The organism is Cellulomonas aerilata (assembly GCF_007991755.1).
GTDB lineage: Bacteria > Actinomycetota > Actinomycetes > Actinomycetales > Cellulomonadaceae > Pengzhenrongella > Pengzhenrongella aerilata.
On sequence record NZ_BJYY01000001.1, the window covers coordinates 348,625 to 371,178 of the forward strand.

Below are 22,554 nucleotides of genomic sequence, written 5' to 3' on the forward strand. Positions count from 1 at the left end.
CTCACGCCGCCCAGCGGCCACCAGCGCCGAGCGCGCCGCAGAAGGACTCGCCTCGCATTCATCGTCGAAGGAGCGTGTCGTTTGTCCACAGCAATGGTCGTCACCGAGGTGGGTTCGGGCGACGAACGCCGGTCACTGATGACCACGTCGAACATGGCGTGGATGAATCTGGGCTTCTTCGGCGTCCAGTTCAGCTTCGGGCTGACGCAGACCGCCGTGAACCCGCTGTTCCTGCTCCTCGGGGCGGATGCGCACAGCCTGCCGATCCTGAACATCGCCGGCCCGATCACCGGTCTGCTGATCCAGCCGTTCATCGGGGCGATGAGCGACAAGACCTGGAGCCCCCGGTGGGGCAGGCGCAAGCCCTTCGTCCTCGGTGGGGGCCTGGTCTGCGTCATCATCCTGTTCCTGTTCCCCCTGGTGTCCGCGCTGTGGATGGCCGTGCTGTGCCTCTGGCTCGTCGACGCCGGCAACAACACCGCCATGGAGCCCTATCGGGCGCTGATCTCCGACCGGCTCCGCAAGGCGCAGATACCCAAGGGCTTCCTGATCCAGAGCATGTTCACCGGTGCGGGCGCGGTGCTGGCCAACGTCTCGCTGTACGTGTTCCAGCAGGTGCTCACCGGCTCGTCCGAAGCCGGTGTCCCCACCTGGGTGTTCGTCTGCTTCTGGCTGGGTGCGGTCTGCTGCCTCGTGACGATCACCATCGCGATGATGCGCACCCGGGAGGTCACGCCGAGCGACGAGGAGCTCGCCGAGATCCGGACCCAGTCGAAGGGGATCGCCGCGACGGTGGGTGACGTCGCCCGTGCGGTGAAGGTGATGCCGATCGGCATGCACAAGATCGGGCTGGCGTTCATGTTCCAGTGGTACGCGATGTTCATCTACTGGCAGTTCGTCAGCGTGAGCGTCGCCGAGTCGGTGTTCGACGCCGCACCGGGGACCCCCGGATATGAGGACGCCGCCGGCTGGACCGGGCTGATGAACGGCGGCTACAACTTCGTCACCATGGTCTCCGCCATGTTCCTGCTGCCGTTGTGCCACCGGTTCGGCGGGAAGCGCGTGCACGCCGGGACCCTGGCGCTCGCCGGGATCTCCCTGGCTGCCCTCTCGACGATCAACACCCAGGCGCTCACCCTCGTCCCCATGATCGGCCTCGGCATCTGCTGGGCCAGCATGGTCGGCGTCCCGTACCTGATGGTCGCGAGCATGGTCCCCCGCGAACGCACCGGGGTCTACATGGGCATCCTCAACATGATGATCGTCGTGCCCATGCTCATCCAGACGCTGACCTTCGGCTGGATCTTCGACAACCTCCTCGACGAGCGCGGGACCAACGCCATCCTGCTGGCCGGGGTGCTGCTGGGGTGCGCGGCCGTGGCGATGCTGTGGGTCAACTCGCCGCCCAAGGACGAGGACTCCAGCGTCATGCCGCTGGCGGCGCGGCGGGAGATCACCGTGTACGACCGCGTGATCGTGGGCTCCGACGGCTCCCCCTCCGCGCTCTACGCCGTGGCACGGGCGCACGAGGTCGCCGCCGCCGCCGAGGCGCGGGTCGTGGTGGTCACGGCGTACTCCCCGGAGGGGGCGGTGGACCGGCCCGTGCAGGTGGGCGGCCGGCAGCTGCTGTACGGGCAGGAGGCAGCGCGCCGGGCCGTGCATCGCTCGGTGGCCGAGCTGACCTCCGACCGGATCCGCGAGATCGAGCAGGTCGTCGTCGCCGGGGAGCCGGCGGACGCGCTGCTGGAGGTCGCGCGGACCAGCACCGCCAGCCTGCTGGTGGTGGGCAACCGCGGGCTCGGCGCCGAGGAGGGGGAGTCGCTCGGGTCGGTGCCCGCCAAGATCGTCCGGAACGCTGCGTGCGACGTGCTGGTCGTGCAGACGTCCGCCCTTCACGAGGAGCTCTGACGTGGCCGGGATCAGCTCGATCGTCGTCGGCGTCGACGGGTCCGACACCAGTCGGGCGGCGCTGCACTGGGCGCACGAGGAGGCCGCCCACCACGGCGCGTCGCTCACCGTGGTGACCGCCTGGCACCTCCCGACGCTCCCCATGTCGCCGCCCCTCGGCGCACTCCCCGACGAGGGCTACGAGAGCCAGCCCAAGCGGAACGCCCTGGCCACGCTCGACCGCCTGGTCGCCGATCTCGGGACCCGGGACCCGGCCGTCGACGTGCGCAGCGCGATCGTCGAGGGGAACCCGGCCAAGGTGCTGATCGACCGGTCCGAGGAGTGCGATCTCCTGGTCGTCGGGTCCCGCGGGCTCGAGGGCTTCTCCGGGATGCTGCTCGGATCGGTCAGCCAGCACGTCATGGCTCACGCGCACTGCCCGGTCGTGGTGGTGAAGTAGCGGGCTCGGCGCTGCCGGCCGGTGCCGCGGTCCCGGCACCGGCCGGCTGCCCGCGCGCGACGACGGACCGGGAACCACGGCGTCGACCTCGCGTGCCTCAGCGCGCGGGGCCCCGCCCGAGCCAGGCCAGGGCACCCCGAGCGGCGACCACGCCGGTGCTGAACGAGGCCTGCAGCAGGTAGCCGCCGGTGGGCGCCTCCCAGTCAAGCATCTCCCCCGCGACGAAGGTGCCGGGCAGCCGGCGCAGCATCAGCGACACGTCCACCTCCGACCACGCGAGGCCGCCCGCGGACGAGATCGCCTCCTCGATCGGCATCGTCCCGGTCACCGGCACCGGGACGGCCTTAACCAGCGCCGCCGTCGTGGCCGGGTCGTCCGGCACCGCACCGCCGCCGGACTCCCGGAGCAGGGCGATCGCCACCGGGTCCAGCGCCAGCGAGCGCCGCAGCCAGCTCGAGGCGGAGTCCTTCGGCCGGCGCCGGCGCAGCCGGTCCGTCAGCTGCGCGACGGTGAGGTCCGGGCGCAGGTCCACCTCCAGGACGCACCGGCCCGCGTCCAGCGCCTGGCGGATCGCGGCGCCGGTCGCGTACACCGGCCCGCCCTCCAGGCCGCTGCGCGTCACCATCGCGTCCCCCCGCACCGGTGGCCCGTGGTGCCCGCGGACCGCCAGGCTCAGGTGCTTCAGCGGTGTCCCCTCGAACCGGTCCGCGAAGGTCTCGGTCCATCCCACGCGCACCCCCACGTTGGCCGGCCGCAGCGGGGCCACCGCGACGTCCCGCTCGCCGAACGGCCCGACCCAGCCGCCGTCCGACCCGAGCTGCGGCCACGACGCCCCGCCCGGGGCGAAGACCGTCACGTCCGGGGTGATGTCGCTCAGGACGCCCTCCCGGTCGAGGAAGCGCAGGCCGGCACCGTCCGGGGCCCAACCGGTCCACCGCTGCCGCGTGCGGACGGTGACACCCAGCTCGGTGAGGCGCGCCAGCCACGCCCGCAGCAGGGGCGTCGCCCGGAACGCCTGCGGGAAGACGCGCCCGCTCGACCCCACGAAGGTCGGCTCACCCAGTCCGGCGCACCAGTCGCGCAGGTCGTCCGGACCGAAGACGTCCAGCATCGGCGCCAGCCGGTCGGCCGAGTCGCCGTACCGGGCGAGGAAGGGACCCCGGTCCTCGGTGTGGGTGAGGTTCAGCCCGCCGTGACCGGCCATGAGCAGCTTGCGACCCACCGAGGGCATCCGCTCGTGCACCGTCACGGCGACCCCGGCCCGGGCCAGCACCTCGGCGGCCATCAGCCCCGCCGGTCCGCCGCCGACCACGCTCGCCGTGCTCACCGGCCGGCCCGGGCGGCGTCGGCGGGGGGAAGGGGCATCGGCCGAACGTATCCCACGCGCTCAGCGGCCCCCGGCGCGTCGTCCGGGGGCCCCGCCGCGGACTACCGCTCGACCGGTGTGGAGGACGGCCCGGGCACCGCGGCCCCGGCCGGGCGGTCGAGCAGTCGGGCGAGCGCGAACCGGTCGGCCGCGGCGACCCCTGCCGCACCCGCCGTCCCGGCGCGACCTCGCGGGTCCGCCAGGTCCGCGAGCACGCGACCGACCGCGGTGGCGAACTTGAACCCGTGCCCGGAGAAGCCCGCGCCCACCACGACCGGACCGCGCCGGTCGAGCACGAAGTCGCTCTCCGGCGTGGTGGTGTAGGTGCACGAGATCGGGTCGAGGGCGTCGGGGTCGGCGCCCGGCACCCACTGCGCGACGTACGACCGCAGCTGCTCGAGCTGGACCGGCTCGGGGGCGAAGGTGCGCCGGTCGGGGTCGGTCACCGGCCCGACGCCGTGGAAGCCGACCTTGATCCCCTCCCCGGGAGTGGCCATCCCGTAGGTCCCGCTGGGCCAGGACCCGGGGGCGACGGCGTGCACGAAGCCGGGCCACGCGTCCAGCGGTGGTGCACCCGTGCGCGCAGCGAAGTGCGCGGGCTGCTCCTGGGTGACGACGAGCGGCCACGCCGCGGCACCGGTGGGAAATCCCGGGACGCCCGCGAGGAGCCCGGCCGTCCACGCCCCGACGGTGACGACGACGCGGCGGGCGACCACCGTCCCGTCGTCCGTGACCACCCGGACGGCGTCACCGGACCCGAGGGGCTCCAGGCGCCGGACCGGGCGGTCGTGCCGGACGGACGCGCCCGAGCGGGCGGCCTCGTCCTGCAGGGCGGTGACCGCCCGGTCGGCGTGGACCCGGCCGGCGGTGCCGGGCTCGTGGAGCACGGGTCCGTCGAAGCGCAGACCCGGCCACCGCTCGGCCGCCTCGTCGGGCTCCAGCCAGGTGAACGGCACCCCGCGCGCGGACAGCGCGTCGGGGAGGTGGGGGTCGAGCCCCGGACCGTGGGTCACCCCGCCGGTGATCGTGAGCAGCTGCGTCCCCGTGGCGGCCTCGAGGTCACGCCAGAGCCTGCCCGCCTCCTCGACCAGGTCGAGGTACTCCGGCTCGGTGTAGGTGTGCCGGAACAGGCGGGAGGCGCCGTGGGACGCCCCGTGCACGTGGCCGGCGCCGAAGCGCTCGAGCAGCACGACGTCGAGCCCGCGCCCGGCCAGCTGCCACGCCGTCGCGGACCCCATCACGCCGCCACCGACGACGACCACGTCGACGTCCGTCCCGACCACCATCCCCGCTCCCTCCGCCGCCGGACATCCTGCCGCGCTCGCGGCGCGGCCCGACCCGCCGTCGGTGGCGGGGCAGCCACGAGGTGATACGGCCATCTCACCATGTGAGCCAATCGGCGGGCGGCTGGACGCCCTCGGCCCCTCGTTCCTAGCATCGCGTCAACCATCCAGAGCGGCCGAGAGATCTGGCTCGACGACGCCGCAGCAACCCGGGGACCCTCCGTCCCGCCATGGGTGCTACCGCCAGGACCGATGGAGGCGCCATGACCACCCCCGCTCGCGACCTGCCCCCGAGCCGGTCGTGCGGAGCGCTGCGCGCCCGTACCGCCCTGCCGCCCGGCGTCCCCGACGGGTCCTGTCGACGCTGAGAGCACGGCCCCGCCAGCCACGACCGCACGCACGCGGTCACCGTCCTGCACGCCCGGATCCCTCGGATCGCGGGCCGTCCCCCTGCCACGGCACGACCCCAGAGAGGCACCACCCATGAAGCGCACCCTCACCGCACTCGCCAGCACCGTCGCCCTCGCCGCGAGCCTCGCCGCCTGCGGCGGAGGAGACGGCTCGGACGGCGCGGCCGCCGGCGGCTCGGAGTCGCAGGGGCCGGTCACGATCGGCGTCGCCGACCAGAGCAAGGAGTACTGGCGGACCTTCGAGAAGCTCGCGGCCGACGAGGGCATCGAGGTGGAGCTGGTGAACTTCACCGACTACACCCAGCCGAACCCGATCCTCAGCCAGGGCGACCTCGACCTCAACCAGTTCCAGCACCTGCTGTACCTGGCCAACTACAACGTCTCGGCCGACGACGACCTCGCGCCGATCGGGTCGACGGCGATCTACCAGCTCGGGCTCTACACGACCAAGGGCTACGAGTCGCCGGAGGACATCCCGGACGGCGCCGAGATCGCCATCCCGAACGACGTCGTCAACCAGGCGCGCGCCCTGCTGGTGCTGCAGTCGGCCGGCCTGATCGCCCTGGAGGGCGGGGGCAACGCGTTCTCCACGCCGGCCGAGATCGACGAGGAGGCGTCGCGCGTCACCGTGGTCCCGGTGGACGCCAACCAGACCGCGGTGCAGGTCAACATCCTCGACGGGGCGGTCATCAACAACAACTTCGCCTCCGACGCGGACATCGACCCGTCGACGGCGATCTATTCCGACCTCGAGGACACCGGCACGGCGCGCCCGTACCTGAACATCTGGGTCGCGCGGGCCGAGGACGCCGACAACCCCACCTACCTCAAGCTCGTGGACCTCTACCACTCCGACGAGGTGCTCGACCAGCTGCTCGAGGAGAACAAGGGCACCGCGGTGACCGAGGTCGTGGAGCCCGAGGAGCTGCAGAAGGACCTGACCGACCTGGAGGACCTGGTCCGCACGAGCGCCGGCTGACCAGCTCGCCCGTGGTGGTGCGGGGGCGCTCCGGCCCTGCCGCACCACCTCCGGACCCCACCCACCGCGCGCACCCGCGCCGCCTGACGAGGACAGCCCCCCATGACGACCACGATGGTGTCGCTGCGCGACGTGACGAAGGTGTTCCCCGGCAAGCAGGGACCGGTGCGCGCGGTGGACGGGCTCAGCCTGGACATCGCCAAGGGCGAGGTGTTCGGGGTGATCGGCTACTCCGGGGCCGGCAAGAGCACGCTCGTCCGGCTCATCAACGCGCTCGAGCTGCCCGACAGCGGCGACGTCGTCGTGGACGGGAGGTCCCTGACCCGCGCGTCCGAGCGCGAGCTGCGCCAGGCGCGCACGGGCATCGGCTTCATCTTCCAGCAGTTCAACCTGTGGCGGTCGCGGACCGTCGCCGGCAACGTCGGGTACCCGCTGCGGGTCGCCGGCTGGCCGCGCAGGCGCCGCGAGGAGCGCGTCGCCGAGCTGCTCGACTTCGTCGGTCTCGCCGACAAGGCCCGCCAGTACCCCGACCAGCTCTCCGGTGGGCAGAAGCAGCGCGTCGGCATCGCGCGGGCCCTCGCGACGTCCCCGGCCCTGCTGCTGGCGGACGAGGCCACCAGCGCGCTGGATCCCGAGACGACCCGCGACGTGCTGGACCTGCTGCGGCGGATCAACACCGAGCTCGGCGTGACAATCGTGGTCATCACCCACGAGATGTCGGTGGTGTCCTACCTCTGCGACCGGGTCGCCGTGCTCGAGGGCGGCAAGGTCGTCGAGCTGGGCGACGTCTACGACGTCTTCTCCACGCCGCAGCGCGACGTCACCCGGCGCTTCATCGGGACCGCGCTGCACGACCGCCCCTCGCCGGACGTCGTCGCGCGCCTGCGCCGGCGCCACCCCGGCCGCATCGTGACGGTGACCGTGCGCGACGTCGAGGGGCAGGCGCCGCTGACCGAGACGTTCCGCACCCACGGCGTCGACGCGTCCGTGGTGTACGGGGGCATCACGGAGGTGAACTCGCGGCCGCTGGGCTCCCTGACCTTCGAGCTCGCCGGGGACGCCGACCGCATCGACGCCGTGCTCGACGACCTGAGCGCACGGTCGGACATCCAGGAGTACGACGGCGACGGGCGGCCCCTGCGCCGGCCGGTGGCCAGTCCCGCCGGCGTCGGCGCCCGGCAGGAGGGGGTCCGATGACCAGCAACGGCACCGACCTGTGGCCCCTGCTCCTCGCCGCCCTCGGCGAGACGCTGTGGATGGTGACGGCGACCCTGGCAGCGGGCGGCCTGGGCGGGCTCGCCCTGGGGACGCTGCTCTACGTCACGCGGCCGGGCAACGTGCTCGCGAACCGCGGGGTCTTCTCCGTGCTGAACGTGCTGGTGAACATCGTCCGGCCCATCCCGTTCATCATCTTCATCACCGCGATCCTGCCGCTGACCCACTCCGTCACCGGGGCGAGCTTCGGGACGGAGGCGGTCATCTTCCCGATGGCGATCATCACGGTGTTCGGCACGTCCCGGATCGTCGAGCAGAACCTCGTCGCCCTGGACCCCGGCGTCATCGAGGCCGCCCGCGCGGTGGGTGCCAGCCGCATCCGGATCGTCGGGTCGATCATCATCCCCGAGGCGCTCGGGCCGCTGATCCTGGGCTACACCTTCCTGTTCGTGGCGATCGTCGACATGTCGGCGATGGCCGGTGCCGTGGCCGGCGGCGGTCTGGGCGACTTCGCCCTGCAGTACGGCTACCAGCGGTTCAACCACGTGGTCACCTGGGTCACCGTGGCGGTCATCGTCATCGTCGTGCAGGGCGCGCAGATGGTCGGGAACGGGTTGGCCCGGCGCGTGCTGCGGCGTTGACCGACGGCCGGTCGCGACGGTCGCTCGGGTCGCCACCGCGCTAGAAGTGCTTCGCTAAAGTGAGGAGAGCGGTCGGGCTCCTGCCTCGCCGTCCTGCGGGGGACCAGGGGGTCGGCGCCATGGCGAGGCAGGTCACGATCTACGACGTGGCGCGCGAGGCCGCCGTCAGCATCTCCACCGTCTCGAACGTCCTCAACCGCCCGGACCGGGTCAGACCCGAGACGCGGGAACGGGTGCTCGTCGCCGCCGACCGCCTGGGGTTCGTCCCGAAGCCGGCCGCGGTGTCCCAGGCCCGTCGGGGTGTCGGCTGCGTCGGCATCCTGGCTCCGTTCACGTCCTACGCGTCCTACTACGCACGACTCGACGGCGTCCTGGCGGAGCTGCGTGACAGCGGACTGGAGACGCGCGTGGTGGACATCGAGTCCGCGGCTGCGGCGACGTCCCCGTTCCTGGCCGCGTCGGCGATCCGGGGCCACGTCGACGGACTGGTCGTGATGGGGGAGCGCATCGACGAGACCGTCGAGCGCCGGCTGCAGGAGCGCGGCGTGCCCACGGTGGTGGTCGACGCGACCAGCGACCTGTTCAGCGTCGTGACGACCGACGACTTCCAGGGCGGCGCCCTGGCCGCGCAGCACCTGCTGGGTCTGGGTCATCGGACCATCGGCTACCTGACCGAGCGCCAGGAGTCCGACTACGAGTCGCAGGCGCGCCGGCGCCTGGACGGCTTCGCGCGCGCCGTCGAGAGAGCCGGTGACACCCAGGTGCTCGTCACGGCGTCGGGGCCGACCGCGGACCAGGCGCGGCAGGCCGCCCGCCGGCTCCTGACCGCACCCGAGCGCCCGACGGCGATCATGGCGCACTACGACGAGCTCGCGATCGGCGCGCTGCAGGCCGCGCGCGAGCTCTCGCTGCGGGTGCCCGAGGACGTGTCGGTCATGGGCTTCGACGACGGACCCGCCGCCCTCGGTGCGGGACTGACGACGGTGCGCCAGCCCTTCGTCGACTCGGGGGCCATGGCGGTGCGCGTCCTGACCGCGCACATGGCCCACAGCGCCGCCCCGCGGACGGTCACCCTGCTGGACTGCTCGCTCGTCGTCCGTACCACGACGGGTCCCCCCGCCACGACCGCCACGACAGGTCCCCCCGCCTGAGCCGGTCGCCGGCAGCCGAGGTCTCGGTCGGGTCACGATGAGAAGTGCTTTTATCGAAGTGCTTGCTGCGGCAGGTGTGACGTGCTTCACTGACCGGCGGGCCAGTCCGGGGCCGACATCGATCCGCACGACCGCTCGACCCGCACCGCTCCGGCTCGCCCGTCCCGTTGGTCGTCGGTCGAAGGAGCCCGCCATGTCCGCTCGCACGTCCTCCCGTCCGCTCGCCGCTCGACGCCTGTGGGCCGTCGGTCTCACCGCCGCCGTCGCCGTGACCGCAGGGTGCAGCGCGCCGGGTGGCGAGTCGTCGACCCCGGCTGCCGACGCGTCCGAGGGCGCCGCGGCGGGCGAGACCGCCGGTGCTCCCACGTGCGGCACGGAGCCGGTGACGATGAGCGGCTACTTCGAGACCGGGTTCCCCCTGCCCAAGGCGCTCGCCGACGAATTCACCGAGCAGCACCCCAACGTGACGTGGGACATCCGTGAGGACCAGTTCGCCGTCATCACCCAGAACGCGCCGCGGGTGCTGGCCGACAACCCCCCGGACCTCATGCGGCTGCCGCAGATGTCGGAGCTCGCGCAGGACGGCCTGCTGCTGAACCTCGACGGCTACGCGGAGGCCCTCGGGTGGGACCAGTGGCCCGCGTCGCAGCTCCAGCAGATGCGCGTGGGCGACGACGGCGCGCGCGGCGAGGGCTCGCTGTACGCGAACGGCCTGAACTTCAGCATGACGGGCGTCTTCTACAACAAGCAGCTCGCCGAGCAGGTCGGCATGACCGAGCCGCCCCAGACCCTGGCCGACCTCGACGCCCTGCTGCAGAGCGCCAAGGACGCCGGCATCACGCCGATCGCGCAGTTCAACGGCGGCGCGACCGGCGGGCTCGCCTTCCCGCTGCAGAACCTGATGGCCGCCTACGGCGACGCCGGTGAGATCAACGACTGGATCTTCAACAAGGACGGCGCGTCGATCGAGACCGAGGCCAACCTGCAGGGTGCGGCGCACCTGCAGGAGTGGATCGACAAGGGCTTCTTCGCCTCCGACGTCAACTCGCTCGACTACGCCACGATGATGAGCCGGTTCATCGGCGGCCAGAGCCTGCTGATGTTCAACGGCGACTGGGAGTCGGGCAACCTGGACAAGCAGATGCCCGGGAACGCCGGCTTCTTCCTCATGCCGCCCGCGGAGGCCGGCGGGAAGCAGGCGACCATGTCCGCCCCGCTGACGTACGGAATCGCCGCCGAGGCCGAGCACGCGGACTGCGCCGCGTTCTTCCTCGACTGGGTCGCCACCGACGAGACGGCGCGGACGATCGCGGTCGAGGTCGGCGGGTCGCACCCGATGGGTCCGGCCGACGCGTTCATGCCCGCCGTGGAGGAGGGCACCGTCACCGCGGAGACCCTCGCGGCCGGTGGGAAGATCGGTGAGGACAACGGCGCCATGGACTTCATCGCCAACGCCACAGGCTCGATCTACGCCAAGAGCTGGACGCCGAACCTGCAGAAGATGGTCGGTGGGCAGCAGACGCCCGAGGGGCTGCTCCAGGCGGTCCAGGCCGACTACGAGTCCGAGCTGGGTTGATGACGACGCCCACGGCGACCTCGGCGGTCGGGGGAGCCGCGCCGACCTCCGGGTCGCGCTCGGCCGGACCGGAGCGCCCCACGCGCCGCCCGCGCCGCTCGGGGCGCGGGCGGTGGGTCGGCTGGCTGTTCGTCGCTCCTGCGTTCCTGGTGTACGCGGTGTTCGTGCTCCGCCCGATGGCCGTGAGCGTGCAGTACTCCCTCTACGAGTGGAACGGCGTCGCCGCCTCGACGTTCGTGGGGCTGCGCAACTACGCCAACCTCTTCACCGACTCCACGCTGTACGGCTCGATCCTCAACGCCTTCCAGCTCATCGTCTTCTTCAGCTTCGTGCCGGTCACGCTGGGGCTGCTGATCGCCACGTCGATCCGGCAGATCGCGGCCAGCAAGCTGGCCGTCGTGGCCCGCACGGTGCTGTTCCTCCCCCAGGTCATCCCGCTCGTCGCCGCCGGGATGGTCTGGAGCTGGCTGCTGTCCTCCACCGGGTTCGTGAACCAGGCGCTGTCCTGGATCGGCCTGGGCGACGTCACCCGGGCGTGGCTCGGCGACTTCACGTTCGCGCTGCCGGCGGTCGGCGTGATCGGCGCGTGGGTGCTCCTCGGGCTGTGCACGCTGCTCCTGCTGTCGGGCATCACGAAGATCGACCCGTCCCTGTACGAGGCGGCCCGCCTCGACGGCGCCGGGCCGGTGCGGGAGTTCTTCGCCATCACGCTGCCGTCCCTGCGCCAGGAGATCGGCGTCTGCGTCACGGTCACCGTGATCGCGGCGCTGGCCAGCTTCGACATCATCTACATCTCTACCCAGGGCGGACCGGGCAACGAGACCATGGTCCCCGGCCTCCAGATCTACTACCTCGCCTTCGCGGACAGGGAGATCGGTCAGGCCTCGGCCCTCGGTGTCGCGCTGATGGTGCTCGTCCTCGCGGTCGTCCTGCCCATCCAGTGGCTCACCAAGGAGCGCGACCGATGATCGTCAACCGCCGTGAGGCCTTCGTCGGCCGAGCCCTGCTCGTCCTGCTCATGCTGATCACGCTGGTGCCGTTCGTCAGCCTGTTCGTCACCGCGCTGCACCCGTCCGGCACCTATCCGCTGGGCATCTCCTGGCCCGCCAGCCCGCAGTGGGGCAACTTCGCCGCCGCCTTCCAGGCGGCCGACATGGGCGCGCTGCTGCTCTCGAGCGCGCTGATCGTCGTCGGGGTGGTGCCCGCGTCGCTCCTGCTCGGGACGATGGCTGGGTACGCGTTCGGCAACCTGCGCATGCGCGGGCACCGGGCGGTCTTCCTGCTGTTCGTGCTCGGGCTCACCCTGCCGTTCGAGGGCATCCTGACCCCGCTGTACTTCCAGATCCGCGACCTGGGCCTGCTCAACACGCGCTGGGCGATCATCCTGCCGCTGATCGGGCTGTTCATGCCGTTCTCCGTGCTGTGGATGCGCGCCCACTTCGTCAACGTGCCCGGCGAGCTCTCCGAGGCGGCGAGCGTGGACGGCGCGAGCACGTGGCAGCAGTTCTGGCGGATCCAGGTGCCCCTGGCGACACCGGCCCTGACCTCGCTGGGGATCCTGCTGTTCCTGTGGACCTGGAACCAGTTCCTGCTCGCCATCGTGCTCGTCGACGACGCCTCCAAGCGCACCATGGCCGGGGCGCTGGGCGCCTTCCAGGGCCAGTACGGCACGGACATCCCGTTGCTGTGCGCCGGCGCGGTGCTGATCCTCGCCCCGACCCTGGCGGTCTTCCTGATCTTCCAGCGCCGGTTCGTCGCCGCGCTGCTCCAGGGCTCGGTCAAGGGCTGACGGGCGTGATCGAGGAGAACATCGACCTCCCGGCGCCGCGCGACCCCGCACCGCCGGCCGACCCGGGGGGCACCGGCAACGGCGCGCCCCTGTGGCTCGACGATGCGGCCGCGGCCCGGTACACCCACCACAGCCGTCTCCCGCTGCACGCGATGGTCGGGCTCGACCCCGAGCTGGCCGACGTGCTCGACGCGCACTTCATCGGGTGCACCCCCGACCGCCTGCGGGAGATCCGGCAGCAGCACGCCGAGACGCTCGCCCGCACCGCGGACGCCCTGCTCGCCGAGCCGGGGTTCGCCGCGCGGCTCGCGCGGGTGCCCGCCGTCACCGGCCCACGGGTCGTCGTCCTCGGCGACTCGATCACCGCCGACAGCCTGGGCTGGGCCGACCTCCTGGCGGCCGGCCTGCGGCGCCTCCCGGGGAGCCCGTCGGTCACCGTCACCAACCTGTCGGTCAGCGGGTCCACGAGCGCGGAGACGATCGCGATGTTCGACCTCGTCGTCCGCCGGCGGCCGACCTGCGTGCTGGCGATGATCGGCACGAACGACGGCCGCCGCCAGGGCGCCGCCGCCGACGTGCGGACCGTGAGCCCCACGGAGACCGAGCGGAACCTGCGTGCGCTGCGGACGCTCACGGAGGCCGACGCCGGGTCCCGCTTCGTGGCCATCGCCCCGCCCCCCATGGACCAGGACCGGTTCGACGCCACCGCGCCCGACGGTGCGACGGTCCGCTTCACCGTCGACGACCTCGACGCCACCCTGACGGCCGTCCGCGCCGCCGCCCCGGACGTCGTCGACGTGCCCGCCCTGCTCGGCAGCACGATCACCGACGACTTCTGGGTCCCCGACGGCGTGCACCCCTCGCTGACCGGTCAGACCGTCCTGGTGCGACACATCGTCGACGCCCTCTCGCGGCTCGCACCCGCCGGGTGACGGCGGGCGCCGCTGCCGGTCCACCGTCCGCTCGGTCAGCGGCCGGCTCGGCGACGACACCGTCCGGGGTGGTCCGACGCGCGGAGCGCCCGGCGCCCCTAGGGTGCGCAGGGTGACCTCCGACGGCGTGCGCACCCAGCACATCATCGACGTCCTGACCGACGCCTTCTCCGAGCTCGCGGCCGCCGACCCGCCGGCGTTCCGCCGCAAGTACCGGACCATGGCGGCCGACCCCTTCGCCTTCTACCGCGGCACGGCGTGCCTGTTCTACGCGGACGTCGCCGGGCGCGAGGACCGCTGGGCGGACGAGCGGACGAGCCGGGTCTGGATCCAGGGCGACCTGCACGTGGAGAACTTCGGGACCTACATGGACAGCGAGGGCGTCCTGGTCTTCGACGTCAACGACTACGACGAGGCCTACCTCGGCCACTTCACCTGGGACCTGCAGCGCCTCGCGGCGAGCCTGGCCGTCATGGGCTGGACCAAGGCGATGCCCGACGAGGACATCGCCGACCTCATCCGGACCTACCTGCGGGCCTACCTGGACCAGGTGCACACCTTCGTCGACGACGACCGCGACCACGAGTGGTCCCTGCGGCTGGGCACCGCCCGCGGGGCCGTGCGGGACGCGCTGCTCGCGGCGCAGCTGTCCACCCGGGTCGACCTGCTCGACAAGGCGACCGTGGTCGCGGACTACGAGCGCAGGTTCCGGCACTCGCCGACCGTCCGGGAGCTCGACGCCGCGGAGCGGGACGTCGTGGAGGCCGCCTTCCGCTCCTACCTCGACACCATCCCCGTCTCCAAGCGGCTGGGCAGCCTCACGTACGACCTCAAGGACGTCGTCGGCAAGAGCGGGTTCGGCATCGGCAGCGCGGGGCTGCCCGCGTACAACCTCCTCGTCGAGGGCCGCAGCCAGGCCCTGGAGAACGACGTCGTGCTCACCATGAAGCAGGGCAGCGTCGCCGCACCGAGCCGGGTCGTGCAGGACCGGCGCGCGCGGGACTACTTCGAGCACGAGGGCCACCGGACCGCCGTCTCGCAGCGCGCCCTGCAGGCTCGCTCGGACCCGTGGCTGGGCTGGGCGCGGATGCAGGGCGGCCCGCACGACGGCGTGGGCTTCGTCGTCCAGGAGTTCTCCCCCTACGAGGCGGACCTCGACTGGTCCGTGCTGAGCGAGGCGGACGAGATGGAGGAGGTCCTCGAACAGCTCGGCCGCGCGACCGCCAAGGTGCACTGCGTGTCCGACGTCGACGACGCCACCACACCCCTGGTCGACTTCCAGACCGAGGACGCGATCGTCGCGGCCCTCGACGGCGCCGAGGACGAGTTCGTCGACGAGGTGGTCGCCTTCGGCCTCGAGTACGGCGCCCGCGCTCGCGCCGATCACGCGCTGTTCGTGGACGCGTTCCGCGGCGGGCAGATCCCCGGCGTGGGCCCGCGCCGGTCGCGCGGCTGATCGGGGGCGAACAGGACTTCGGCAGGAATCAAGCCCCCGTCGTCCGTGCTCAGGCGGTCGCAGAGACGGCGAGGGGTGCAGACGTGCAGCGACGCCCGGAGCACGTGATGGGCTATAACCGCGGTTTCCGGTGGAGGACTGGGCGTCGAGCACGGCTCGGAAGCCTGCCCTCCTGGCTCAGTGATCACTGCGACGCGAGCCCCTCCACGTGCGTCCGTGAGTGCGAGCGGGTGACTGCGGTCGGTTGTCAGGTAGGGCACGCGACGGGACACGAGCCGGTAGCGCGCGAGTGCGCTAGAGAGCCGTCCAGCGGGGAGTTGCTTCATCACTCTCGGTGGCGCATGTCCAAGGCCGTCGGTGAGCGACCGAAGAGGCGGCGCGAGCGCCACCCGAGGCGAAACTCGCCGGCGGAGCTGGCACCCCCCGCGCCCCAAGAGCCCATTGTTGGCAGTACGACTGTCGCAATCGCGCGGGCCGGCTGCGGTCGGCTCTCGATGCTTCGCGGTCGCTGCAGTGCACGGCAGGCGGCGTCGACGGGGGCCGTGCCCACGTCGCAAGGCCTGCGCCGATCACGGCTCGATACGGTGCAGTGCCCATACGATCGGAACGGTTGCCGTGGCCACCGGTCAAGTCAAGTGGCCCCGACAGTCGAAAGACAATCGGCTCTGTGCCTTGGTCCCGAGGAGGCGTTCATGACAACAGCGCTCATAGTGCTGGGCGGATCGCTGACGCTGGCGATCGCACTCTTAAAGTTGTTTCGCGCGTTTCGCGACAATGTCGTCGCCATCAAGGAGCTCTTATCGGAGTTCGCCGGCGTTCGAGCGGCATGGGAGGGGTATCAGAATCTCCGATCGGATCGGAAGAACTTCAGCGAGTATCTGAGTGACCGCCTGAAGCGCTTGAACAGTGAAGAGGAATGGCATCACCGTAGGTACACGGAACTCGAGGCGAACGTAGAGACGGAAGGCGCACGACGGTTCGGCCCCATCGACAGAATCGACACAGCAAGGCGCGAGACGTCGCTGTCCAGCGCGTTGAAGCGTAGTCGCGAGCCCCTGATCGTGCTGGAGGGGGAGCCAGGTAGCGGAAAGAGCGTGGCTCTGAGGAAACTCGCGATAGATCTGCTGGATCGCGCTGCCCGCTCGAGGCACCCTCGTGAGATCGTCCCTTTGTACATCAATCTAAAAGACTTCAAGCCGGCGAAGGTCGATGCACAGGCAGTGGAAGCCCACGTGTTGTCCACACTGCTTCAGGGCTGCAGCGTCGATGAAGCCCGCTTCCTGCAGACGCACTTCCAGTCCGGCCTCCGCTCCGGCAGCTGGATCTTCCTGTTCGACTCCTTCGACGAGATACCGGCGATTCTCTCCCAGGCAGACTACGAGGACACGGTTAAAACGTACTCGAACGCCTTGGCGGAGTTCCTGACCCGGCCAAACAAGAGCCGGTGCCGTGGCATTCTCGCGTCGCGGTACTTCCGAGGTCCAAGACAAACCCTATGGACCCGGTTCAAGGTCCTGCCACTGACGAGTCGACAACAAGGCGACCTCATGCTGAGGATGAAGCTGCCGCGCGCCATCACCCGTGATGTGCTCACGCGATTGCCGATGTCCGACAGTCCGGTAGCGCAACTCGCGAACAATCCGCTCTTTCTTGCACTGCTCTGTCAGCACCTCAAGGAGAGCGGAACGTCGACCATACCTGACACGCCGTTCGAACTGTTCGACAGCCACGTCCAGCGGCAACTCGATGCGGCGTCGGCGTACGCCTCCGAGGCTGGGTGGACGAAAGATCGCGTGGCGGCCGCTGCCGAGGCGATCGCCTTCACCATGTCTGCGGAGAAAGATCTCGGCCTGACGCCAGCCCGGGACGCCCTGGTGCGAGCTTGCGTCGAGCGAGGACTGCTCGAAGGAGCAGTTGCGGATCAGGCCATCGAGATTCTCGAGTACGCAAAGCTCATGCGGCGCGGAGAATCCGGTCGAGCTGGATCGGTGCGACAGACGACATTCGTGCATCGTCGTTTCCAGGAGTATTTCGCGACTCGACACCTTCTGAAAGATCCGGACGCCGTCGTAGCGTCAACGCTGTTGTTGGAGGGCAACTGGCGCGAGTCGGCCGTCACGGTTCTGCAGTTGCAGGATCCTGGGACGGCACTTGCCGCGGTGTTGATAGCGCAGGCGCGACAAAGCCTTCAATCCATGGTGCACGGCCTCCGCGACTACGACCGAGAGGACGGGGACTCCATCGAGGCCGCGTACCTTGAGAGCAGGTTCAGACGTTTCACGTGGCCGCCGCTCTCTCGTCACCTGCTGTCTCTGCTCGACGAGGGACTCTTCCGCAAGCACGAAATTCTGCCCGACGAGCTTCGTGCTGACGCTGCGCGACTATTGACGTGCGTAGTCGTAGAGGGCGATGCAGTGGATCACAAATGGGCCCTGGAGCTGCTCGGCACCGTGGAGCACAAGGATCGCGTATGGTTCGTGGGTAGGGCGTTCGCGAGTGGGAGCGGGTGGCTCGCCGGTACTGCTTTCCGGATGGTGTCCCGCTTGCCTTCGATCCCGCATGACCTTGCGAGATCGATACGGGTCTTTCTCGCTCTGCTCGCTTCAGCCGGGAACCTTCGGCGGCGGCGCAGAGCGATTGATTCTCAGTTCGCTGGATTTCCGAATGCTAGCCACTGGCGAGACGTGCTTCGCGTCCTGATCTTCGGCCCCTACGTCCATGCAGGTCTCTTCGCCGCCCTAGGCTGCGGCGTGGCGTCCTTTGCGTTTGGTTGGGGAGCCGAAGCGGTGACCATAGGCGGACTGGCGGCTGTGATCGTGATGCCGTTCCATCCCTACGTCGTCCGTTCAGGAGCGTCTTCCCTTGATGCGCAGGCAGTCCATGTCAGTGGATCGGATGTTGCGGTTCCCTGGCGCCGGCGAAGCGGTCTCGTCCTGGTGGTGAGCCTTGTGCTCTACGTCAGCACGGTGGCCATACTAGCCGCCTTCGCAGGCACTATGATTGCTCAGTTCGGATATGGTCGTTGGTTGGGATATGTCGCAGTCTTCTACGCTGCTACATGGGCGGTGTCAGCCGTTCTGTTGACGCATGTCGGCCGATGGATGCATCCGATCTGGTGGCCAGCCTATCCGGTGCTGGCTGCCGTAGAGTTGGTCCGCGCGCTGCCAAGGGCGATTCGGTCCGTCTGGCGGGCACTTCTGGAGCACGGCCTGATTCGTGTCGTGCGGCAGGCTGCAATTTTTCTTTCCCCAGCGATCGCCGTCGCTGGCGCACAGATCGTGGTCACGGCGACGGGCTCCAGATTTGCAGAGTTCTACTTGGGGTTTCTAGCTTTGGCGGCGCTGCTCGTGGGCTTCGTCTGGTTCGGAGTCATGGCAGTTCGTGTGGTGCTGGACTATCTGTGGATGAGGAAATGGCGCGAGGAGTTTAGCGCTTTCGGCGAGGCTCCGTCTCGAGGCGACTTCGAGCGCTGGCTCCCGCGTCCGCGCACGGCGTACTTCGCGCGACGGCTCTTGCTTGAGATACGGACAAGCTCTCTGACGCCTCTCGACGAGGACGGTGCGGAGTTCGTCCGCCTGTTCCTCAACACGCTCGCTGTCCGCGGCCTGAAGAAGGCTCAGGCAGATTCGGGAACGAGGATTCGTACGAGCCGCAGCAGGTTGCGACGCCTAATGTGGCGGCTGGCAGATGTCGAGGTCGCGGATCTCGTAATTCCTACATTCGTGGACGACCGTTTCACTGGGTGGCTTCGGGACAACTGGGATGGCCGACTGCTGCGCCTAAGTGTGTACTCGCAGTTCGCTGGCGACGAGTTGGGCAGAATGCTGGAGGAGCAACGCAGGAGTAGCTAGACGCATCTGTCGGGCCTCAGTCGAGCCCTCCCGGTGCGAGCCGACGCACGTGGCGGAGGTGTGCACGGGGTCGGATGTGTGGCCCGATCACTTCGGATGCTTGCGACTTAGGGCGCCCTAGAGTTTGCGATGCGGTTGTGGGCTCGTGCCGTTGGCCCAGCCAGGTAGTCACGAGCAACGGCGAGGTGATGCCGAGGTCGACATGTCATGCCGGCGCCCAAGGCGTGCACGTCGCGGACAGGACCAGGTCCGGAGCACGCTCCCGGCTCTGGCCGGTAGCCATGCTTCTGAATGCGACGGCTCGGGGTGGGGAGCACCATCACCGTGAGCTGCACACGGTCGTCCGCGGGGAATTCTGCTTCCGCCTTCTCGAGTTCTCCTCCGTCGGAGAACCAGATATATCCGACACGACGGGGGGGTCGCCACGCGGCCGCCTGCTGCTGCCGTGTGCGGGAATAACGCGCACGTGCTGGCCCGTGGCCAACGGCATCGAGGGGACCCCCACCACGGGGATCCCCTCGATGTCACGTCATCCGCACCGGTCGCCGCTCGTCTGCCGCGACCGACGGACTCTCAGCGGTCCTCGCGCCTTCCCGTCACGGAAGGAGCGCCGGCTCCGCCAGCCGCGCGAGCTCCAGCGCCTGCTCGACGAACCAGCCGCCGGCGACGGGGTCCACCATGCCGCGCACCACGTCGAACCCTGGCTGCGGCAGGTCGGCCGCCGCGATGCCGCGTGTGCACCGTCCGTCCGACTGCCCCGGCACCTTGATCCACAGGAACGCGTCCACGAGCGGGTGGCCGGTGTCCGAGCTCGGACGCTGACCCAGGCCCGCCCCCGGCGGGTTGCACCAGATCTCCGGGTCGGCGGTGGTGTAGCCGTACTCGGCCGTGAACGCCGCGGCGTCGTCGCTCGTCGCCGGGTCGCCCAGCACCCACGGCCCCTGCCCGTTGCGGCTCGTGTCGAGGACGAAGTGGGTCATCTGGTTCTGGCGCACCCGCATCGCGTCGAGCTCCTCCTCAGGGGGGCACGGCGTCCCCACCTGAGGGGCGTACCCGGCCTCGATGTCCGGCACAGGCTGGTCGCGCACCGCGTAGAGGCACTTCGACACCCGCTCGCCGTAGGCGATGAGCTCCTCGGTGGCGCGGTAGTTCGACGTGTTGAGCGCGAAGCCCGTCGCCTGGTCGATCCCCGCCATCCTCAGCCGGTTGACGATCCCGTACTGCAGGTTCGGGTCGCCGTAGAACGCGTCGTAGTCGTCCAGCCCCTGCCAGGCAGAGTTGCCGGCGTCGATGTACGTCGCCGTCTGCGGCTGCGCACCCAGCGTCGTCACCGCGTATCGGATCTCACGGAACCGCTGCTGCACGAACTCCGGGTCGTCCGGCGTCCCGGTGAAGCCGCCGGCCCCCTGGCCGCACCAGGGCTCGCTGGGCAGGAGCGCGACGCCGTCCGGCTCGATGATGACGACGGCCTTCGTGCTGCCGAGCTCGTCCGCGATCGCGTCGACGAATGCCTTGTACTCGGCCTCCGACGTGGCTCCGCCGGAGCTGTACTGCGAGCAGTCCCGACCCGGCACGTAGTACAGCGAGAACACCGGCACCTGGTGCTGCGCCTTCGCCGCCGCCACCGTATCGCTCACCGTGGCGCCGATCTCCTCCGGCGTGCCTCCCGTGAGCCACACCGTCTCCTGCTGCGCGGCCAGCTCGCGCATGAGCGCGGCCTCCTCGACGAGGCCCTGCGCCTCGAACGCGTCCGCCTGCACGCTCGCATCGTTGCCCTCGGGCACGTAGAACTCCGTGCCGCGGTTCAGCACGCTCTTGCCGTGCGCCGGACCCCGGTTGCTGCTGTCCTTCTCCGCCGTCGCACCGGTCGCGCCGCCGGCGATCCCCACGAGCAGCATCGTCGCGGTCACCGCGACGGCTGCACGTCGTCCCCTCCGCCTCATTGCAGAGCCCTTCTGTCGGTCGTTCCTGGTCGACCGGCCACCATCGAAGGCCGGTCCGCGAGCTCCCGATGGAGCGCGCCACGGACCTCACATCCGCTCGGATCCTCACCCGCGGGAGCGCTCCCACGTCGGCGACTGATCGAAACGATACGCGTCCCCTCGACGGTGTCAATTGGCCGGCCGAGGTGGTCAAGGGCATGACCGCGGGTTCGGCGCAGCGCCGGATCGCTCACTCATCCGTCCGGCGGGGGAGTCGAGCCCGGCCTCCGGGACCTGCATGAGGCTCAGGGACCGGTGATGTCGCTGGTCAACCAGACTTCCGATGCTGGACGCGGGTGACGCGAATCGAACCCGTGCTACCAGCTTGGGAATTGGCGCCGAGCACGATTGGACACCCGCCTGTCATGGAGCGGCGCCGACTGGAGCCGTCGACGTCTTTCATGTTCGCCCTCAGTGCCCACGAGCGACGATGGTCGGCCGCCGGATCGGGCACGCAACGGGCACAGGTCTTGGACCAGGGAGAGCCACCGACTCGAAAGCGGAGCACAGGGCCCGACGGAGGACCGTGTCAAGGGCGGAGCGCAGCTCATCACGTAGTGACGCCGCAGGCGCCCTTGATGCGGGCCGGAGTCGGGCGGATGCTTAGCGGTCGGGTTGGCGGCTTGGAGGTAACCGATGCTTGTGACCCCTGCTGCGGCTGATACCCGCCAACTTGCCCGACCAGGACTGATCCGCCCCAACAGGCGTTCTCCCTTCAGGAGGCCGTCGAGGTGCCACACTTGCGACTCCGGGCGCGAGCCAGCGCACTACCACGTGAGCCGTTCTGTCTCGCCACAATCGGAGCGCAGGTGATGAGCAACAACTCGTCTTGGCCGTCGTACATGGGACTTCGGGGCAACGAAGTGCCGCCGCCGAGCCAGGTGCCGAAAGTGAGCGGCGCGCCCTGGGGATGCTTGGTGGTTCCGGCCGTGATAGCGATGTTCCTCGCGACGCTTGCCGGTGTGGGATGGTGGCGCGACGCCAACGAGCGGAGCAACATCGCCGCTGGACCCAGCAGCGAGCACCCTCTGTCCTCGGCGGACTTGGCGGCTCTCGGTGTGCTCGAGGCCCCGCTGACCGGCGCCGGCGCGGTCATTCAGTGCTGGAATTCTGGAGGATACGTGACTCTTCAGATCCGCACTCCGGACGGAGCGGGCGGTGCAATGTACGCAGTGAATAGAGCAGCCGCCGAAGTGGATCAGTGGCTCAGCTTGGACGACTTGCTCGATGTGCGCGCCGGCGGTTCCCTGCCGGACCCTGCTGACGGACATGATCCTTTCGCCGTTGCGGGTGAGCATTCCCTCGTTGCGCATGGACGATCGGTGTGCAACGACCAACTCACGCGGTGAAAGTAGACCACGGCCGCGCCGTAGAATCGACAGCGCGCTGAAATAATCAGCGCAGCGGCCGAGGGCGGCACGCCAGCGCCGCACGCAGGCCAGCGCGCCGACGGAGCCGGCGCCTTGACCCTATAGAGGTCGAATCGGCAGCGAATCAATGATGGATAGCGCGTCGGTCATCCGGTGTGCAACCTGAGCCCCGTCGGGTACTTCGTCGCAGGCTTGCTGTAACTAGG

General features: G+C 70.1%; 16 protein-coding genes and 1 riboswitch. Of the genes, 13 read left to right on the top strand and 3 right to left on the bottom strand.

Annotated elements, in window-relative coordinates; translation table 11 throughout:
• Positions 1-138: 138 nt before the first annotated feature.
• Together CAE01nite_RS01535 and CAE01nite_RS01540 are read left to right on the top strand one after the other, a co-directional pair.
• On the top strand, positions 139-1,908 hold the full coding sequence (locus CAE01nite_RS01535; protein WP_146898895.1) for an MFS transporter: 1,770 nt from the start codon (positions 139-141) through the stop codon (positions 1,906-1,908).
• A 1-nt stretch (position 1,909) separates the two neighbouring features.
• Positions 1,910-2,347 carry a universal stress protein gene (locus CAE01nite_RS01540; RefSeq protein ID WP_186816367.1) on the top strand — a complete coding sequence of 146 codons (438 nt, stop codon included), beginning with the start codon at positions 1,910-1,912 and terminating at the stop codon, positions 2,345-2,347.
• A gap of 97 nt (positions 2,348-2,444) precedes the next feature.
• On the opposite strand, the gene CAE01nite_RS01545 is transcribed toward CAE01nite_RS01540, so the two are convergent.
• Positions 2,445-3,674 carry a BaiN/RdsA family NAD(P)/FAD-dependent oxidoreductase gene (locus tag CAE01nite_RS01545; RefSeq protein ID WP_146898901.1) on the bottom strand — a complete coding sequence of 410 codons (1,230 nt, stop codon included), beginning with the start codon at positions 3,672-3,674 and terminating at the stop codon, positions 2,445-2,447.
• A 101-nt stretch (positions 3,675-3,775) separates the two neighbouring features.
• A complete protein-coding gene (locus CAE01nite_RS01550; RefSeq protein ID WP_146898904.1) occupies positions 3,776-4,999 on the bottom strand; it encodes an FAD-dependent oxidoreductase in 1,224 nt (407 codons plus the stop codon).
• 157 nt (positions 5,000-5,156) lie between these two features.
• A riboswitch (SAM riboswitch) is annotated at positions 5,157-5,255 on the top strand.
• A 224-nt stretch (positions 5,256-5,479) separates the two neighbouring features.
• Here CAE01nite_RS01550 and CAE01nite_RS01555 point away from each other — a divergent pair.
• From CAE01nite_RS01555 to CAE01nite_RS01600, 10 genes are all read left to right on the top strand, one after another.
• Positions 5,480-6,385 (top strand): MetQ/NlpA family ABC transporter substrate-binding protein, encoded by a 906-nt coding sequence (locus CAE01nite_RS01555; protein ID WP_146898907.1) that lies wholly within the window; start codon positions 5,480-5,482, stop codon positions 6,383-6,385.
• 102 nt (positions 6,386-6,487) lie between these two features.
• Positions 6,488-7,582 carry a methionine ABC transporter ATP-binding protein gene (locus tag CAE01nite_RS01560; RefSeq protein WP_146898910.1) on the top strand — a complete coding sequence of 365 codons (1,095 nt, stop codon included), beginning with the start codon at positions 6,488-6,490 and terminating at the stop codon, positions 7,580-7,582.
• A complete protein-coding gene (locus CAE01nite_RS01565) occupies positions 7,579-8,241 on the top strand; it encodes a methionine ABC transporter permease (protein WP_146898913.1) in 663 nt (220 codons plus the stop codon). Before CAE01nite_RS01560 ends, CAE01nite_RS01565 begins: the two co-directional genes overlap by 4 nt.
• A 119-nt stretch (positions 8,242-8,360) precedes the next feature.
• A complete protein-coding gene (locus tag CAE01nite_RS01570; protein WP_146898916.1) occupies positions 8,361-9,392 on the top strand; it encodes a LacI family DNA-binding transcriptional regulator in 1,032 nt (343 codons plus the stop codon).
• Between the two features lie 193 nt (positions 9,393-9,585).
• Positions 9,586-10,968, top strand: a complete 1,383-nt coding sequence (locus CAE01nite_RS01575) for an ABC transporter substrate-binding protein (RefSeq protein WP_146898919.1) — start codon at positions 9,586-9,588, stop codon at positions 10,966-10,968.
• Positions 10,968-11,936, top strand: coding sequence for a carbohydrate ABC transporter permease (locus CAE01nite_RS01580; protein WP_146898921.1), 969 nt, complete (start codon positions 10,968-10,970; stop codon positions 11,934-11,936). The genes CAE01nite_RS01575 and CAE01nite_RS01580 overlap by 1 nt, the downstream gene beginning before the upstream one ends.
• Positions 11,933-12,757 carry a carbohydrate ABC transporter permease gene (locus tag CAE01nite_RS01585; RefSeq protein WP_146898924.1) on the top strand — a complete coding sequence of 275 codons (825 nt, stop codon included), beginning with the start codon at positions 11,933-11,935 and terminating at the stop codon, positions 12,755-12,757. The genes CAE01nite_RS01580 and CAE01nite_RS01585 overlap by 4 nt, the downstream gene beginning before the upstream one ends.
• A gap of 5 nt (positions 12,758-12,762) precedes the next feature.
• Positions 12,763-13,689: an SGNH/GDSL hydrolase family protein gene (locus tag CAE01nite_RS01590; protein ID WP_146898927.1), complete on the top strand. Its 927-nt coding sequence runs from the start codon at positions 12,763-12,765 to the stop codon at positions 13,687-13,689.
• A 112-nt stretch (positions 13,690-13,801) separates the two neighbouring features.
• Positions 13,802-15,145 carry a DUF2252 domain-containing protein gene (locus CAE01nite_RS01595; protein ID WP_222595789.1) on the top strand — a complete coding sequence of 448 codons (1,344 nt, stop codon included), beginning with the start codon at positions 13,802-13,804 and terminating at the stop codon, positions 15,143-15,145.
• A gap of 692 nt (positions 15,146-15,837) precedes the next feature.
• Positions 15,838-18,996: an NACHT domain-containing protein gene (locus tag CAE01nite_RS01600; protein ID WP_186816368.1), complete on the top strand. Its 3,159-nt coding sequence runs from the start codon at positions 15,838-15,840 to the stop codon at positions 18,994-18,996.
• 596 nt (positions 18,997-19,592) lie between these two features.
• On the opposite strand, the gene CAE01nite_RS01605 is transcribed toward CAE01nite_RS01600, so the two are convergent.
• Positions 19,593-20,906, bottom strand: a complete 1,314-nt coding sequence (locus tag CAE01nite_RS01605) for a glycoside hydrolase family 6 protein (protein ID WP_146898932.1) — start codon at positions 20,904-20,906, stop codon at positions 19,593-19,595.
• Positions 20,907-21,790: 884 nt separating this feature from the next.
• Between CAE01nite_RS01605 and CAE01nite_RS01610 the strand changes: the two genes are divergently transcribed.
• The gene (locus CAE01nite_RS01610) at positions 21,791-22,327 is read left to right on the top strand and encodes a hypothetical protein (RefSeq protein WP_146898935.1); all 537 of its coding nucleotides are present in this window, start codon (positions 21,791-21,793) and stop codon (positions 22,325-22,327) included.
• Positions 22,328-22,554 lie beyond the last annotated feature (227 nt).